This window comes from Vibrio sp. MMH1-50 (genome assembly GCF_022347645.1).
In the GTDB taxonomy this organism is placed as follows: Bacteria; Pseudomonadota; Gammaproteobacteria; order Enterobacterales; family Vibrionaceae; genus Vibrio; species Vibrio harveyi.
The window spans coordinates 75,786-91,470 of sequence record NZ_JAKRGG010000012.1; the positions used below are offsets into that span (position 1 = coordinate 75,786).

The 15,685-nt window shown below is 44.1% G+C and carries 10 protein-coding genes; 5 read left to right on the forward strand and 5 right to left on the reverse strand.

Going from position 1 to position 15,685, the window contains the following annotated elements:
• The first annotated feature begins 150 nt into the window (after nucleotides 1-150).
• Complete coding sequence (locus MHO32_RS11735; RefSeq protein ID WP_239212060.1) at nucleotides 151-1,581, forward strand: methyl-accepting chemotaxis protein; 1,431 nt, start codon at nucleotides 151-153, stop codon at nucleotides 1,579-1,581.
• A gap of 549 nt (nucleotides 1,582-2,130) precedes the next feature.
• Here the strand turns inward: MHO32_RS11735 and MHO32_RS11745 are convergent.
• The 3 genes from MHO32_RS11745 to MHO32_RS11755 all read right to left on the reverse strand — a co-directional run bounded on the left by MHO32_RS11745 (nucleotide 2,131) and on the right by MHO32_RS11755 (nucleotide 5,376).
• A complete protein-coding gene (locus MHO32_RS11745) occupies nucleotides 2,131-2,799 on the reverse strand; it encodes an HAD-IA family hydrolase (RefSeq protein WP_038898915.1) in 669 nt (222 codons plus the stop codon).
• A gap of 240 nt (nucleotides 2,800-3,039) precedes the next feature.
• Nucleotides 3,040-4,794, reverse strand: coding sequence for an HD domain-containing phosphohydrolase (locus MHO32_RS11750; RefSeq protein WP_239212062.1), 1,755 nt, complete (start codon nucleotides 4,792-4,794; stop codon nucleotides 3,040-3,042).
• A gap of 72 nt (nucleotides 4,795-4,866) precedes the next feature.
• The gene (locus MHO32_RS11755; RefSeq protein WP_005451712.1) at nucleotides 4,867-5,376 is read right to left on the reverse strand and encodes a hypothetical protein; all 510 of its coding nucleotides are present in this window, start codon (nucleotides 5,374-5,376) and stop codon (nucleotides 4,867-4,869) included.
• A 213-nt stretch (nucleotides 5,377-5,589) separates the two neighbouring features.
• Between MHO32_RS11755 and MHO32_RS11760 the strand changes: the two genes are divergently transcribed.
• The 4 genes from MHO32_RS11760 to glgC all read left to right on the forward strand — a co-directional run bounded on the left by MHO32_RS11760 (nucleotide 5,590) and on the right by glgC (nucleotide 11,086).
• Nucleotides 5,590-6,063 carry a CreA family protein gene (locus MHO32_RS11760; protein WP_005451711.1) on the forward strand — a complete coding sequence of 158 codons (474 nt, stop codon included), beginning with the start codon at nucleotides 5,590-5,592 and terminating at the stop codon, nucleotides 6,061-6,063.
• A 130-nt stretch (nucleotides 6,064-6,193) separates the two neighbouring features.
• The gene (locus MHO32_RS11765; RefSeq protein WP_009700365.1) at nucleotides 6,194-7,498 is read left to right on the forward strand and encodes an inosine/guanosine kinase; all 1,305 of its coding nucleotides are present in this window, start codon (nucleotides 6,194-6,196) and stop codon (nucleotides 7,496-7,498) included.
• 237 nt (nucleotides 7,499-7,735) lie between these two features.
• The gene (locus MHO32_RS11770) at nucleotides 7,736-9,484 is read left to right on the forward strand and encodes a formate--tetrahydrofolate ligase (protein WP_239212065.1); all 1,749 of its coding nucleotides are present in this window, start codon (nucleotides 7,736-7,738) and stop codon (nucleotides 9,482-9,484) included.
• A 387-nt stretch (nucleotides 9,485-9,871) separates the two neighbouring features.
• Nucleotides 9,872-11,086, forward strand: coding sequence for a glucose-1-phosphate adenylyltransferase (gene glgC, locus MHO32_RS11775; protein WP_049537298.1), 1,215 nt, complete (start codon nucleotides 9,872-9,874; stop codon nucleotides 11,084-11,086).
• Between the two features lie 102 nt (nucleotides 11,087-11,188).
• On the opposite strand, the gene MHO32_RS11780 is transcribed toward glgC, so the two are convergent.
• Nucleotides 11,189-14,353, reverse strand: coding sequence for a chitinase C-terminal domain-containing protein (locus MHO32_RS11780; protein WP_239212079.1), 3,165 nt, complete (start codon nucleotides 14,351-14,353; stop codon nucleotides 11,189-11,191).
• Nucleotides 14,354-14,630: 277 nt separating this feature from the next.
• Nucleotides 14,631-15,512 carry an AraC family transcriptional regulator gene (locus tag MHO32_RS11785; RefSeq protein ID WP_239212081.1) on the reverse strand — a complete coding sequence of 294 codons (882 nt, stop codon included), beginning with the start codon at nucleotides 15,510-15,512 and terminating at the stop codon, nucleotides 14,631-14,633.
• Between the last annotated feature and the right edge of the window lie 173 nt (nucleotides 15,513-15,685).

Below are 15,685 nucleotides of genomic sequence, written 5' to 3' on the forward strand. Positions count from 1 at the left end.
ATATGATGTACTGTTATAGGTAGCTTCAGATCTCATATTTTGAAATCGATTAGCCACTTGTTACATATTTTGCTGATAAGCCGCGCATATTTTGTTTCGATATAACTATAAGTTTGTTCAACACCGTTTTCATCTCAAATGGAGCTATAAATGAGAGAAGTTGAGTTTAGAACGATAGACAGATTGTTTATCAAAATGTCTATCAACGACAAAATGTGGGTCATTTTCCTTCTGTTCCTAGTGACTTTAACTTCAGTGGCAGGCAGCCGCTATTTCAATGACATTCAACAATTTGAGCAGCAGTCGATCATTGCTGCGCAAGCTCGGCTTTCGGGTGTGGTCGAATCACAACCAGATAGCCTACGCAGCATCAATGGCGTTGTGAACGTAAGCTCGGTCAACGATGCGAAGTTTGAAAACGGTACGGTGACCGTTTATTCTTCATTAAAATCAGGTCAAGCTATTCAACTCACTGAAAACTTATCTAACCAATATCAACAAGCGAAGTCAGGGGCTTTAACTACGTTCCTTCTAAGCTTACTTTGGGCTGTACCGTTCGCCCTATTCTCTTATTGGGTAGCAACCTTTATTGGTGGTGCTTTGTGGGTGTTGTACACAACAACTGAAAAGATTGGCGACGGCGATTTAACGTCACGATTAGGTTTTCATCCAGGGCGCGATGAGTTCGGCACTATCGGTTGTGCGCTCGATAAGTCAATGGATACTCTGACCGAGCTAGTAAACAGCGTAAAAGATAACGCAAATACCCTAAGCGAAACATCGGCTTCCTTCGAACAAGACATGAAGCTAAGCGAAACGCAAATCGCACATCAATACCAGACACTAGATTCTGTTGCGACGGCAATGGAAGAAATGACAGCATCAGCCAAAGAAGTATCGAGTGTTTCTCAGCAAGCAACGCTTCAATCAGACCAAGATGCACAACAGATTGAGAACAGTCGTAACCGCGTACAGAGTGTTATTACCGAGATTGAAACTTTATCGAGCTACATTGAGCAAGCGTCAGCTTCTGTTGGCAGCTTGAACGAAAACACAACGCAAATTAACGACGTTATCACCACCATCAATGCGATTTCTGAGCAAACCAACCTACTCGCACTAAATGCAGCCATTGAAGCGGCTCGCGCTGGCGAACAAGGTCGTGGCTTCGCTGTGGTTGCTGATGAGGTTCGAACACTTGCAAGTCGCACCCAACAGGCAACGGTTGAAATTCAAGCTATGATTGAGAAGCTCCAGGTCGAGAGCCAAAACATTGCTTCTATTACAGATCGTACCGTTCAACAAGCGCAAACTAGTAGCCAACTGATTGATGAAATCGGTGGTGATGTAACAGCGATTGCTGACTCAGCACGTTCACTGATGGATATGAGTATTCAAATCTCAACCTCTGCGGAAGAACAAAGCGCAGTAGCAAACGACATTGCATCTGAACTGTCAGACATTCGTTCTCAATCTAATACGATCAGAGAAGTAGCAGAACAATCAACAAGTGGGGTTGCTGCGTTAACGCAAGCGTCTGTCTCGCTTGGTGAAGTATTGAAACGCTACCGCACAGCATAATCGAAATTAAGACAAAAAGGGCTCCGAGTAAGGAGCCCTTTTTATTTGTTGTGGATTTTATTGTTATACCCAAGTGACTTCAAGATGCAGGGTTCAGAGCGTTGTCATTGATTCGAGAGCAAGAAAAACAACGCAAGGTGTTATGTAACCTTGATGCACTTGTAACCTTGATGCACTTGAGTATACAAATTTTGCTAATCAAGCATTATCTGGATATCAAATCACTTTACTTTGAAGTGAATCGAAATAATTCTCTGAACTTGATGAAAGAATGTCCAAAGGTTAGACGTTCCGCTATTCTAGATATTGCCAATAAAATTTGCTGCTGGTGAACAATATGAATAATTACAACAAAACAAAAGACACTGATGATCTTCAGTGTCCCCTATGCCAATGCGATGAATATATGATTTCATCAGATGGCGAAAAATTCACATGTGCTTCTTGTGGATTCCATACAAAAAACTTTTCATCTATCCAATGCTTGCATCAAACCCCGTTGTTACAAACTAAATTCAAACACATCCATAGTTTAAGCAATGTTTGTCACTAAACTGAGCAGCCTAAGAGCTGCTCTTTTAGTTCATCAAGGTGTGAAATTTGAATAACGCGCTCATCGTTTACTAGATTAATCGGTGCGCCGTTATAAAGCTGAATGGTTCTTACGCCTGCATTTAAACCAGCTTCCACTCCTTTAGGCGTATCGTCAATGTACAAGCAATCACTAGGGAGAAAGCCCATATTCATTGCGCTGTACATAATGAGATCCGGTTCCGGCTTCCAACTGTTCGCATCAAATGCAGAAAATACTTTGCCTTTAAATGCGTCCAATAGCCCTGTCAGCTCTAGTGAATACTCAATCTTGTCTTTAGGACCATTAGAAGCAACACAATATTCAATGTTGTGTGAATCTAAGAACTGAATGAGTCGTTTTGCCCCGTCCATTGGTTGCAAGTGACGCACAAATAGCTTTTGTAACTCTTCTCTATATTGCGGTTCAAGAACATCAATAGAGGCATTTACGCTCATCAACTCTTTCGCATCACGGAGAATGTCTGCCAACTTACCGCCTTTAAAATGCTCGACACACTCATCGAAGGTCATTTCAGCGCCATACTGGCTAAACACGTTCACCAATGCTTGGCAGCACAAACGTTCACTGTCTACCAAGGTCCCATCACAATCGAATATGACGCATTTAATATTGTTAATAGCCATACGCCAGTCCCCCGCCAACGAATATTACACACTCTGCTGTTCAATTAAGTTTGAACTTATTGACTTATTTATTTGTACTAAATATGTATACCCATGATAGGTAAGTTTAGAAATGTTTAAACGACAGACTTGGCATTTCGTAGAAATGAGAAAGAGCAATTAACATTTTTTTAAGCAAGATCACCGAATGAAGCGCCAAAATTAAGAAAGATGAAACTTCATTTAGCGTGGTAATTAGCATTAAACTTCGTTATCTGGGTACAAATAACGCACTTCTATAAAATCATCCAAATTATTTAACAGAAGCTGAGTCAAGACAGGGTCGAAGTGTTTGCCCTTTTCTTGCCTGAACAGCTCGACGACCTCTTCAGTTGTCCATGCGCGTTTGTAACATCGCTCGGTAAATAGAGCGTCAAAGACATCTGCAATCGCAACAATGCGCGCAAACAAGTGGATATCTTCACCTTTTAAGCCATTTGGATACCCAGTTCCATCCCAACGCTCGTGATGTTCGTGTGCGACGATGGCTGCAAGTTTGGTGATTTCACCTTCACGATTATTGAGTAACTCAAAGCCTTTCGTAGTGTGACGCTTCATGATCTCCCATTCATCTGCATCCAACTTACCTTTTTTATCTAGGATGGATTCAGGTACAGAGATTTTCCCCACATCATGCATTGGACTTATGACTTCAATCATTTCCACTTCGCGATGGCTAAGACCATAAAATTCCGCCAGAGTGGCAGATAGTCTCGCGACGCGCTTTACGTGCTGCCCAGTTTCCCCAGATCGGCATTCAATCGCCTCGCCCAATATGTGAATCATTTCCTTTTGAACACTCAACGTTCGCTTTTGTAGCGTTACGATCTTTCGATTCTTTTGGTCAATGACTTTACGTTGGCGCATGGTCATAAACTGACTGACGATGACCAGAAACAACAGAATAATCAGCGCACAAGCAAACAAGAGCAATTTGATGTTTACTTGAATCGCCGGTGGTGGCGCATTAATGATGTGTGCGCTTTCAGGAATATCGTAACGGCTGATTCCGTATTTTTGGATAGCAGTAAAATCGAGAACGGCCTCGGATATCAGCTCATCATCCACTTTGATCATGGACAACCCCAATTTCCCAGCCATCAACTCAGCAGCCTCGTAGCCGTATTGTTCAGAGCGGTTGACAAAACCACCTAAAATGCCCGGTTCTTCGAGGTACATTTCCCACAGAACAAACACAGGAGCGGCGCTTTTTGCACCAATAACATGCGCCACTTGTTGATAAGAGTGGTAATGCCCTTGCTCTGCCTCTGTATTAAAATGAGTGAGTAGAACCGCATCATTTGGGCTTATGTTCTCTAGTTGCTTTGATGCGTCATCAAGGGTTTCATCACGTAGCTCGATTAGGTTGATCTGAGGAAACTTTTTCATTTCCGCAACGACACGCTCATGAATAAGCTCAGACGTCATGCTACGATCAGCTAAGTAATAAAGGTTCTTGATTTGAGGACGTAGCTGGTTGATAAGCAGAATATTTTCGGCGACTCGGTCTTGTTCATAAAGCACGCTACCAGAAGAACTCAACGTATCAAGCGTGGCGTCCGCGTCATTTATTCCAACCGCTACGAGAGGGGTAAAACGTTCATCATTCGCAAGGTATCGCTTTGCAAACTGCAATGCGGCATCGTCAGAAATGATGACACCATCAAATTCATAGTTTTTGTATTTTAACTTAAGGTAATTGGCCATCCGTCTAAAATAGCCATCGGTATGCACTCGCTTTGCATCCAGATATTCAATCGACAGCTTTACTTCGCTGTTCGTTTGTTTGAAGCCCTCTTCTATGCCTTTTTGAATATCACTGGTCCATTGATATGAAGGCTCATAGGAGTGTAACACCAGTACTCGTTCGATTTCCCAATCAGTATTGTCAGCATTGACTGCGGCCGTCCCTAGGCACAACAAAAGACCCAATAAACGCGTCAAACGCTTAAACATGTTTTACCCAGCCGAGAAAAAGAAGATTTTGCACATTCTAAACATCGATTCCCTTTAGGGAACCGATATCGATCAATTTTCAATGACTATTGTTTCACTCAACTTTTGATCGTGGTTCAGCTTTTTTCCTAAATCACAGACAAACTGGCGTTTATCTAAATTTTGAGAAACCACTAAATCAGAAATAAGGGTGTTGCCTTCATATTGACTTACAATCGCGGCACCAACCGGCTCCCCTTCTTTAAATCCGACATACAACTCAAATTCTGGTGTAAGGATGATTTGGGTAAGGAACTCAACAATCATTTCTTGTTCGTGCTTGTCTGCCCAACGCTGCGATTGAAGAATTGAAAACATCACGGTAAGTCGATGAAAATCAACTAAGAATATGTCTTCTACCGATAAGTTTGACTCATTGTCTAAGAGCAACGTATTACTACTCACCTCGTAGGTTTGCTGCTCAAGCATACGATTGTAAATTTCACGACCTTCCAAACTTTCTTTAGTAGGGAATTCAACTTCTACTAAATCATGCAGCCACTCGTTTTTTCTTTTAATGCTTTCTAACTGTTGTTCGTTCATTTTCTTACCTTAAGCGCTGCTAGTTCAATTTTGGACAGCGTAAAAAAGACAGGACTTTGATTAGAAATGTAGTGCTCACCTGCTCTGGAGCGGTACATTAGCATGAAGCCTCTTACAAACCTAGCTAAACTCCTGAGGTAACGCCAAATTTTGTTTTAATCGTGTGCGTCTGATAAATTGAATCAATAAATTAGCCTATTTAAGGGATGAAAAATGAAAAAAAGCTTGCTTGCTCTAGGTTTGGTAACGGTCTTGGCTGGGTGTAGTGATAATGAAGTGGGCGACGTCTCACTAGGCATGTTCACAATGAAAGACATTAAAATTGGTCACCTACAAGATGAAGTCGTAACTGGCGTAACTTGTCATATTGCTTCTATTGAAGCGAACCTAAGTTTGTCTGATCCGAGTGACAGCTCAATCTCTTGTCGTCAAACCGGTGATATCACACCAGAAATGATTGCAAAAATAGACAAGAGCAAGTCAGGGGAAGTGGTATTCAAAAAATCGAAAAGTATCTTCTTTAAAACGATGAAAGTGCGTCGAATCTACGATCCAGAGAATCAAACGTTACTTTACTTGTCATACACCACGAAAGAGACCGAAGGCAGCTTCAAACATAGCTTGTCAACGGTGCCATTATGGGGCACGAAAGCTTACGTCGAACCGACTGTAACTCCTACAAATTAACCCCAAATCGCTGCTAAAAACACCAGCCCGCTGCATTTTTCAGCGGGCGAATTTCTTTGTAATAAAACACAACGATTTTCAAAATTTTGTGATACAATCCCGCCTCTTTTTTTCTCACTCAAGAACAAGCATGAAGTTTCCTGGACAGCGTAAATCTAAACACTACTTCCCAACTCACGCTCGAGATCCATTAGTCAACCAAATTCGACAGGCGCCTAAGCTGTACCGCCCTACGATTGTCGGCGTTGGTCAAACCATCGTAGATATCGAAGCGCGCGTAGACGATGCGTTTTTAGAAAAATACAACCTTAGCAAAGGTCATTCTCTCGTTCTTGAAGAGAGCAAAGCAGACGCACTATATGAAGAGTTAGTAGAGCAAGGTCTGATTACTCATCAATACCCAGGCGACACTATCGGTAACACTCTGCACAACTACTCTGTATTGGCAGACAGCAAATCTGTACTACTTGGTGTTATGTCTAAGAACATTCAAGTCGGTTCTTTCGCATACCGTTACCTGTGCCGCACCTCTTCACGCATGAACCTTAACCACCTGCAAACTGTAGATGGTCCTATTGGTCGCTGCTACACCCTAATTTCTCAAGATGGTGAACGTACTTTCGCAATTAACGAAGGTCACATGAACCAACTAGCTCCTGACAGCATTCCTGAAGAGGTGTTTGAAAAAGCCTCTGCTCTTGTCGTTTCATCTTACCTAATGCGCGGTAAAGAAGATGACCCAATGCCAAAAGCCGTTCAAAAAGCGATCGACTTTGCTAAGAAGCACGACGTCCCTGTTGTACTAACGCTGGGTACAAAATACGTGATCGAAGGCAACGCTGAGTGGTGGCAAGAGTACATTCGAGACAACGTATCTGTTGTTGCAATGAACGAGGAAGAAGGCGCTGCGCTTACTGGAGAAACTGATCCACTTGCTGCCGCAGACAAAGCACTCGAGTGGGTAGACCTTGTTTTGTGTACTGCTGGTCCTGATGGTCTATACATGGCTGGTTACACCGAAGAACAAGTGAAACGCGAAACAACGCACGATATCCTTGAAGGCTCAATTGATGAGTTCAACAAGTTCGAATTTAGCCGTGCTATGCGCAAAGAAGACTGTAAACAGCCGATGAAAGTGTACTCTCATATTGGTCCTTACCTAGGTGGACCACTTGAGATTAAGAATACCAACGGTGCTGGTGATGCCGCGCTATCTGCTCTTCTGCACGACATGGCTGCCAACTCTTTCCACCAGAAAGAAGTTCCTAACTCAGAAAAACACGAAGTACGTTGTCTGACTTACTCTTCGCTATCTCAAATTTGTAAGTATGCTAACCGTGTAAGTTACGAAGTGCTAACCCAACACTCTCCTCGCCTATCCCGTGCTCTACCAGAGCGTGAAGATAGCCTAGAAGAAACCTACTGGGATCGCTAAGAACCAAGCACTTAGAGCGAAAAATATGCGAAGGTCACCGTTTGGTGACCTTTTTGTTTTGATCTAGCGCAGTATTTAGTGTTTTTTGTTATTATGTAGCACGCTAAGGCGCACGAACTGCTTTACACCTCTTATTTTACCAGTATTATTCTCGCGCAAACGTTTGCGCAACAGCAATACAGTCTTTCGATTGCTTGATGTTGAACGCCACGTGTTAGCCATTTTTTTGGAGTATCCATGCAGTCTGATATTGAAATTTGCCGAAACACACCGTTGTCTTCTATCGCTACTGTCGCAGCAAATGCAGGTCTTTTGCCGCACGAATTTGATACACACGGAAAACACAAAGCTAAAGTTCATCCCCAATGTCTTGAGCGCCTCAATACAAATCAAGGCGGGAAGTTAGTGTTGGTCACTGCGATTACCCCTACTCCTTTGGGTGAAGGTAAGACCGTTACAACAATCGGCTTATCTCAGGGGCTATCTAAAATCAATCAATCGGTCATGGCATGTATTCGTCAACCGTCAATGGGTCCAGTATTTGGCGTTAAAGGTGGGGCTGCTGGCGGCGGTTACTCTCAAGTTGCACCAATGGAGGAGTTAAACCTGCACCTCACTGGTGATATCCACGCGGTTACCGCAGCGCATAACCTTGCGTCCGCCGCGCTTGACGCTCGTCTCTATCACGAGCAACGAGAAGGCTACGCGGCGTTCGAGGCACGAACTGGACTAAAAGCACTTAAAATCGATGTTGACCGAATCACGTGGAAACGTGTAATGGACCACAACGATCGTGCACTACGCATGGTGAAGATTGGTCTGAATGAAGAAGGCAAGATCATTAACGGTTTTGAACGTAGTGAAGGTTTTGATATCTCCGCAGCCTCTGAGCTTATGGCTATCCTTGCCCTAGCAAAAGATCTTAAAGACTTACGTCAGCGTATTGGGCGTATTGTCGTGGCATACGATATCGAGGGACAACCGGTTACCACAGAAGACTTGCAAGTCGCAGGTGCAATGGCTGTCACACTCAAAGAGACAATAGCTCCAACATTAATGCAGACTCTAGAAGGTGTGCCAACCCTTATTCATGCAGGTCCATTTGCTAATATCGCTCACGGTAATTCCTCTATCATTGCAGACGAAATTGCTCTTAAACTATCAAGTTACGTTGTCACTGAGGCAGGTTTTGGTTCAGACATGGGGTTCGAAAAAGCTTGTAATATAAAAGCGGCGGCGGCTGGTCGAGCTCCTGATTGTGTTGTGATTGTTGCGACATTACGCGGCCTAAAAGCAAACTCCGGTCACTACGATTTGCGTCCGGGCATGGCTATTCCGGATTCGATTTTCAACCCCGATCAAGCGGCATTAGAAGCAGGGTTTGAAAACCTGAAATGGCACATCAATAATGTTCATAAATACGGTATTCCTGCTGTCGTTGCGATCAACCAATTTCCGCAAGATTCTGTAGAAGAGCTGTCTGAATTAGAGTCTTTAATAGAACGCTTTAATCCTGAAGTAAAAGTTGCCATCAGCACCGCATTTGCAAAAGGCGGTGACGGTGCCGTTGAGCTTGCTAAGCATGTTGTTGAAGCATGCGAGAATCCATCGGAGTTCACCCCTCTTTACACGAAAGAGCAATCATTGAAAGAAAAGCTGATGGCGGTCTGTGAAGCTGGTTATGGTGCATCAAATATCGAGATGAGTGATCTAGCAAAACAGCAGCTCAAGCACTTTGAAACGCTTGGCTTTGACGGCTTAGCTGTGTGCATTGCTAAAACGCCGTTGTCGCTCAGTACAGATTCAGCAATTAAAGGCGCACCTAGTGGCTTTAACGTTCCGATTCGCGAACTTCGCTTGTGTGCCGGAGCAGGCTTTGTATACGCACTTTCAGGAAACGTCATGACCATGCCAGGGCTACCAGACAAACCTGCATTTATGAACTTAGACCTTGATGATCAAGGTAACATCATCGGTCTGTCATAACCTCACTGCTGTTTTCTACAATGGACAGGAGCCTTTGAGCTCCTGTTTTAATTTCTGCTCGTCCCACATTACCTCATTGTTTTAACGCCGCTTTACATTGTAAATCGGGTTATAGACAACCTTTGGCCACTCCGACCTCACCAATTTAGTGCACGACATATTTCCCCACTCCCTAATGTAGTGCAAAGTTAACGCTTCATTTATCAAAATATATTGATTTCATTGATAAAATTCTATGGCTCGAATCTTGTACTAGGGTATATAACAAAACGATTTCTAAAAACCAAAGGACACTCACTGTGCACATCGAATAGCAATCAGCAGTTGGCTAACTCCTCAGGCTTTAGAGCGCTTTCGAGGCACGTAAGATAAGGGAAAGGGAAGATTATGCAAGATGCACTCGCGGTAATTTTAGCCGGTGGTATGGGGTCAAGGTTAAGCCCTCTCACCGATGATAGAGCCAAGCCAGCGGTTCCTTTTGGCGGTAAGTATCGTATCATTGATTTCACGCTAACTAACTGTCTTCATTCTGGTTTACGCAAGATATTGGTTCTCACTCAATACAAATCACATTCACTACAGAAACACTTGCGAGATGGTTGGTCCATCTTTAATCCCGAACTTGGTGAGTACATAACGGCAGTTCCACCTCAAATGCGCAAAGGTGGTGCATGGTACGAAGGTACAGCCGATGCGATCTACCACAATATGTGGCTACTTTCGCGAAACGATGCAAAGTACGTCGTCGTTCTTTCTGGTGACCATATCTACCGCATGGATTACGCAGCGATGCTCGAAGAGCATAAAGAAAACGGTGCGAAGTTAACGGTCGCTTGTATGGATGTTCCTGTTGAAGATGCAACCGCCTTTGGGGTCATGGGCATCAAAGAGAATGGTTTGGTCGAATCTTTCGTCGAAAAACCAGAAAACCCACCTACTCTGCCAGATGATCCAACTCAAAGCTTGGCTTCTATGGGTATCTATATTTTTGATATGGACGTACTACAAGACGCTCTTGAACAAGATGCGAAACTCGACGATTCCAACCATGACTTTGGCAAAGACATCATCCCAAAGCTCATCGATACTCAATCCGTTTACGCTTATAAATTCTGTGGCAGTAAAGGTCGTGTAGACAAAGATTGCTACTGGCGCGATGTAGGTACGATTGACTCTTTCTATGAAGCCAATATGGACCTTTTAGAACCCGTACCACCAATGAATTTGTATCAGCCTAACTGGGCGATTCGCACTTATGAAGCGCAATTTCCACCAGCAAGAACCGTTTCATCAGCCACAGGTAATGAAGGTATTTTTATAAACTCAATCATCGCCAATGGCGTTATCAATTCGGGAGGGTCTGTTCAGCACTCAGTGATCGCATCAAATGTGCGCATTCATGATAGTGCAACTGTCGTAGATAGCATTATTTTTGATGATGTCGAAGTTGGAGAAGGCTGTCAGTTGGTGAGTTGTATTATCGACAAGCACGTTCGAATTCCCCCTCATACTCAAATTGGAATAAACAAAATTGAAGACGCAAAGCGATTCCATGTTTCTGAAAAAGGCATCGTAGTTATTCCGGAAGGTTACCAGTTCTAGCTTTTTTGCTCTCATGTAATCATCAATAGAGAAAAACCAAACTCACCAAATAAAAAAGCGCGCGATGTAAATCGCGCGCTTTTATCATCCACTCAATTTGGATTAGATATTACATACTGTTGACCAGCTACCATCACTACCCGGCTCTGATGCAGTCCACCAGTTTGCTTGGTATACCACACCATTGTGAATCACTTTGTCACCTTGGTTAGCGTGGCTTGGGTTACCTTGCCAATCAGTTTGTGGCAGATCTGGGTAAGTAACTAACCCTGCAGTGTCACAAGTACCAGGCTCAGTACCGCCACCACCACCGGTGCCAGAGTTTAAGTCACCAATTGGTAGATCTGGTTGCTCAAACTTAAACGCAAACTCTTTACCGCCAGAAATTACGGTGTAATTAGCAGGACCAGAGATTGGTAGGTAGTAAACCATATCGAGCTCGTAAGTACCGCCTGCTGGTAAGTCTTTCCATGCAGGTAGAGAGAAAGATACGCGATGCATAACACCATCTAGACCACCGATGTTGTTTGCACGAGTGTGACCAGAAGCAATCACACTTAGACCACCACCAGATTGATCTTTCGCGTTATCCGGTGCTGATACAGGAATGTCAAACTGGAATTCTGTACCACCAGGAATCGCTTGACCAGTGTTGTTCGTAAACGTGATCTTAGGATTGATTGGGTAGTTTTGGTCACCAACTTTAAAGCCACCAACGCTAACAGCGATGTCTACTGCTTCTGTTGGAATCGGACCTGTCGCGATCTTGTTTCCGTAAGGCGTTGCAGACTTAAACTTATCGTAAATCGCCTTGGTCATCGTGTTACCCATGTGGTACTCACCATTACCTGCAGCACACGCTTGTTCAGTTGCATCTATCGTTGTACGGTTGCCGTTCGCATCTAGTACGTAACAGTTGTAGTCACCCGCAAGCTCCCAGAACATGATACCGCCGATCTCTTTATCGATAACGTAGTCCGCTTTCACTTCAACAGACGCTTTATCTTCTGTTGAAAGGAATACGCTCTTCTCTGCGTTCCATAGCCATGGAGCTACCGCAACATCATCATAGTTACGCGTGTAGGTACCAACCAATTGGTCTGAAGGGTCGTTAACTGGATCTAGACCATACGCTTGAGCATAGGAACCCCAAATGCCTTTCTCTAGGTTCTTCGCGTGCCACATTGGGTTAGAACCTGCGCCCATTTCGTTGCCTTTAGGGTCAGTATCGTGCCACATGTTATCGATACCTAGAGCACCGTGACCACAGTTGTTCTTCTCACCTTCACCTGTACCAGGCGCACATTCAGACTGGTTTGGTAATGCTGCACGACCCCAAAGGCCGTTTTCACCACCTGTCACACCTTGCCAACCACGAGTATAGTAAGGAACACCAATGTTAATACGACCAGCCGGCATTGAACCGCGGAAGTAATGGTATGCCCAATCCGTGTTCAAGTAGCCGATACCACCGTAAGCCGCAGTGCCATATACATTCCACTGTGCTAGCTCAGAGTCTTTACCTGTATCGAACAGTGCCGCGTTATGACCAACGTGGTCGTTCCAAGCACCGTGTAAGTCGTAAGACATGATGTTTACGTAATCTAGGTACTTAGTAACGTCGAAGGTTTCCATACCACGTAGCAAGTAACCTGAAGAAGGCGCTGCAATCGTTAGCATGTAGTGATGACCATCTTGTGCTGATGCTGCATCCAACTTTTCACGAAGCACTTTCATAAGTTCTTGGTAAGACGCCCACAAGTATGGACGACGTGGTTCCATGAAGTCTTTATCGTAAGGATTACCCGCACCTGCCATAGAAGTTGGGTACTCGTAGTCAATGTCTAGACCGTCGAACTTGTATGTACGCATCATTTCAACAGCAGATGTCGCAAACTTCTCGATACCCGCATGGTTGATTGAACCGTCTGCGTTAGTCGTCATCGTGTAGAAGCCACCGTCAGCAACACGGTTACCGTCTGCACCGAAGTGACCACCCGTTTCAGCCCAACCACCAATAGAAATCAAAGTCTTAACATCGTGTTTCTGTTTGTAAGTCGCTAATGCACCAAAATGACCTTTAAAGCCTAGCGCTGGATCTACTTCAACACCCGGCCACGTTTTGCCCGTCGCAGGGTTAGTTGGATCATTCACATCCCCAACATTAACTTTACCGTCAGAGCCGATGCTTACGAACGCGTAGTTGATGTGAGTTAGTTGATCCCAAGGGATGTCTTTAACTAGATATGCGGCTTGTGGGTCATCACCACTACGCCAGCTAGTAAAGTAACCGATGACACGACGTGGGTGGTCGGCACCCATTTTTTCACGACCTTCTTCGTCGTAAATAGTACAGTAAGGAACATCTAGACCCGCTGTTTGGTACAGACCGTCAGGACGACAGTTCGACGTCACTGCGCCGCCATTGACGGTCAATGAAACAAGTGAAGAATCTGTTGTTGCGCCAGCATCGTCCGTTGCTTTCGCGTAAACAGATACACTACCCGCTTGTGCAGGCATAAAGTCAACGGCATAAGGTGCTGCTGTTGCGGTGCCGATCAACGCACCCGCAGCGAAGAATTCAACTTTAGCGACTGTGCCATCTGCATCAGCAGCATTCGCAGTTACCGTGACTGAGCCACCAAGTTCGATAGAAGTTGCAGATAGAGCAACATCAACGGTTGGGGCTTCGTTGCCTGGCTGACCTGCATTTACATTAAGAGTGACAGCACTAACCGCACTCACTGCATTTTTGTCATCATACGCTTTGGTAGAGAACTCGTGAGCACCTTCAGTTGCCGTCCATGAAGCCGTGAAAGGCGCTGCTGTTGCAGTGCCAACCAGCGCACCATCAACAAAGAACTCAACTTTACTGATTGTGCCGTCAGTATCTAAGGCATCCGCAGCTAAGTTAACCACGTCACCGGCGGTGATCGAAGCCGACGCAGAAGGTGATGTTAACGTAACCGTCGGTACTTCATTCACAGGTGGATCGATAGGTCCCGTATCACCACATGCGCCTAGGTTTTCCCATTCACCCCACTGACCTGATTGCGCAGGGTTGTTGTTTTGGGTCCAATAACGCGCTTTGTAAGCGTTGTTTTCGTGTTGAACTTGGTCACCGCCATTGTAAACCTTTGACGAGTCCCAAACTTCTAGAGGGGCACAATCAACCGCCGCATAGGTGTTGAAAGCCATTAGACAAGATGCAGTTAACGTACTGAGTGTAAATACACTCTTCACTGCTTTCCCGTTTCTAAGGTGCATATTGCTCTTCCTTAAGTTATTGTTAATACAATACAAAATACGCTTAACTACCGCGCACTATTACTTTTGTTTCGACGTAAAATAACTTAAGTACAACTACAGAGTTTCACACTATATATTTATAAATTTTCAGCAACACCTCTCAAGAATCCACTAAAACGTTGCAACAAAAGACATCTTATTTTGCACCAATAACTAATTTTATTACTCAAATAAATATGTCGATCGCAATTTATTAAAAAAGACGAAAAAAGTCGTAATTTTGAAATAAAGATCACTAAGCCTTTGTTGATCTTGGAGTTTCGTTAAAGTGGCGCTTGTACTCTCGACTGAACTGTGATGGGCTAGTGTAACCAACTAAACGTGCTGCATCGTTTACCCGTCTTCCTTCTAACTGAATTAATTCGCGTGCTTTATTTAAGCGAACCTTTTTGATGTATTGCAGAGGTGATTCAAGCGTTACGCTTCGAAAGGCTTGATGAAACGCTGAAACACTCATGTTCGCTTCTTCAGCTAGCGTCTGAACATTTAGTTGTTCATGGTACTCTTGATGAACGCGGTTAAGCGCTTTCGCCACGCGAGCGTATGACCCTTCTTGATGTGCTAATTCGAACAAAACATGCCCTGACTCACTCACTAATGTTCGATAGACAATCTCTTCCAGTAACATGTCGCCAAGCATTGCAACTTCAAGATCATCGCACAAAGCCGTCATCAAACGTTTACACGCATCCAGCATCTGCTCATTCATTCGAACTGACTTCAAACCACAACGGGTCTCGTCTTCACATACATTACTAAAGCGTTGCGATTCCAGTTTCTTTACCAGCTTTTGCAGCATCGCAGGCGAGATATCAATTGAAATCCCGAGCAACGGCTCATTATCGACGGCAATGGCTTCACATTCTAAAGGCATAGGAACTCCAACCACCAAATAGTCATCTGGTCCATAGCGAACTGGCGTCTGACCGATATGGATGTTCTTGTGTCCCTGCCCGAGAACAATGATTCCAGATTGATAAACAAAAGGTTGGCGGTTGTTGCCTTTGCTACTGCGATAAAACCACACGCCGTCAATAGCGGTTTCTTTAATGCCTTCTAATTTGTCCAAATCAAATTTAGTGGCGTACTGTTGCATGATCTGAGCAAGTGTCTTCATTGTGTCACTCCAATAACTTTCCACGCACTATACTTGGAGTTCTGATTATAGTTCCAGCACAACGAACGCACATTTGTAGAAATAGGCAAAAAAATTACAGAAATCGACCTACTAAGGCGCATCAACGCGTACTAATATGCATGTATTCACTCTCCTCACAATGGAAGCAAGAG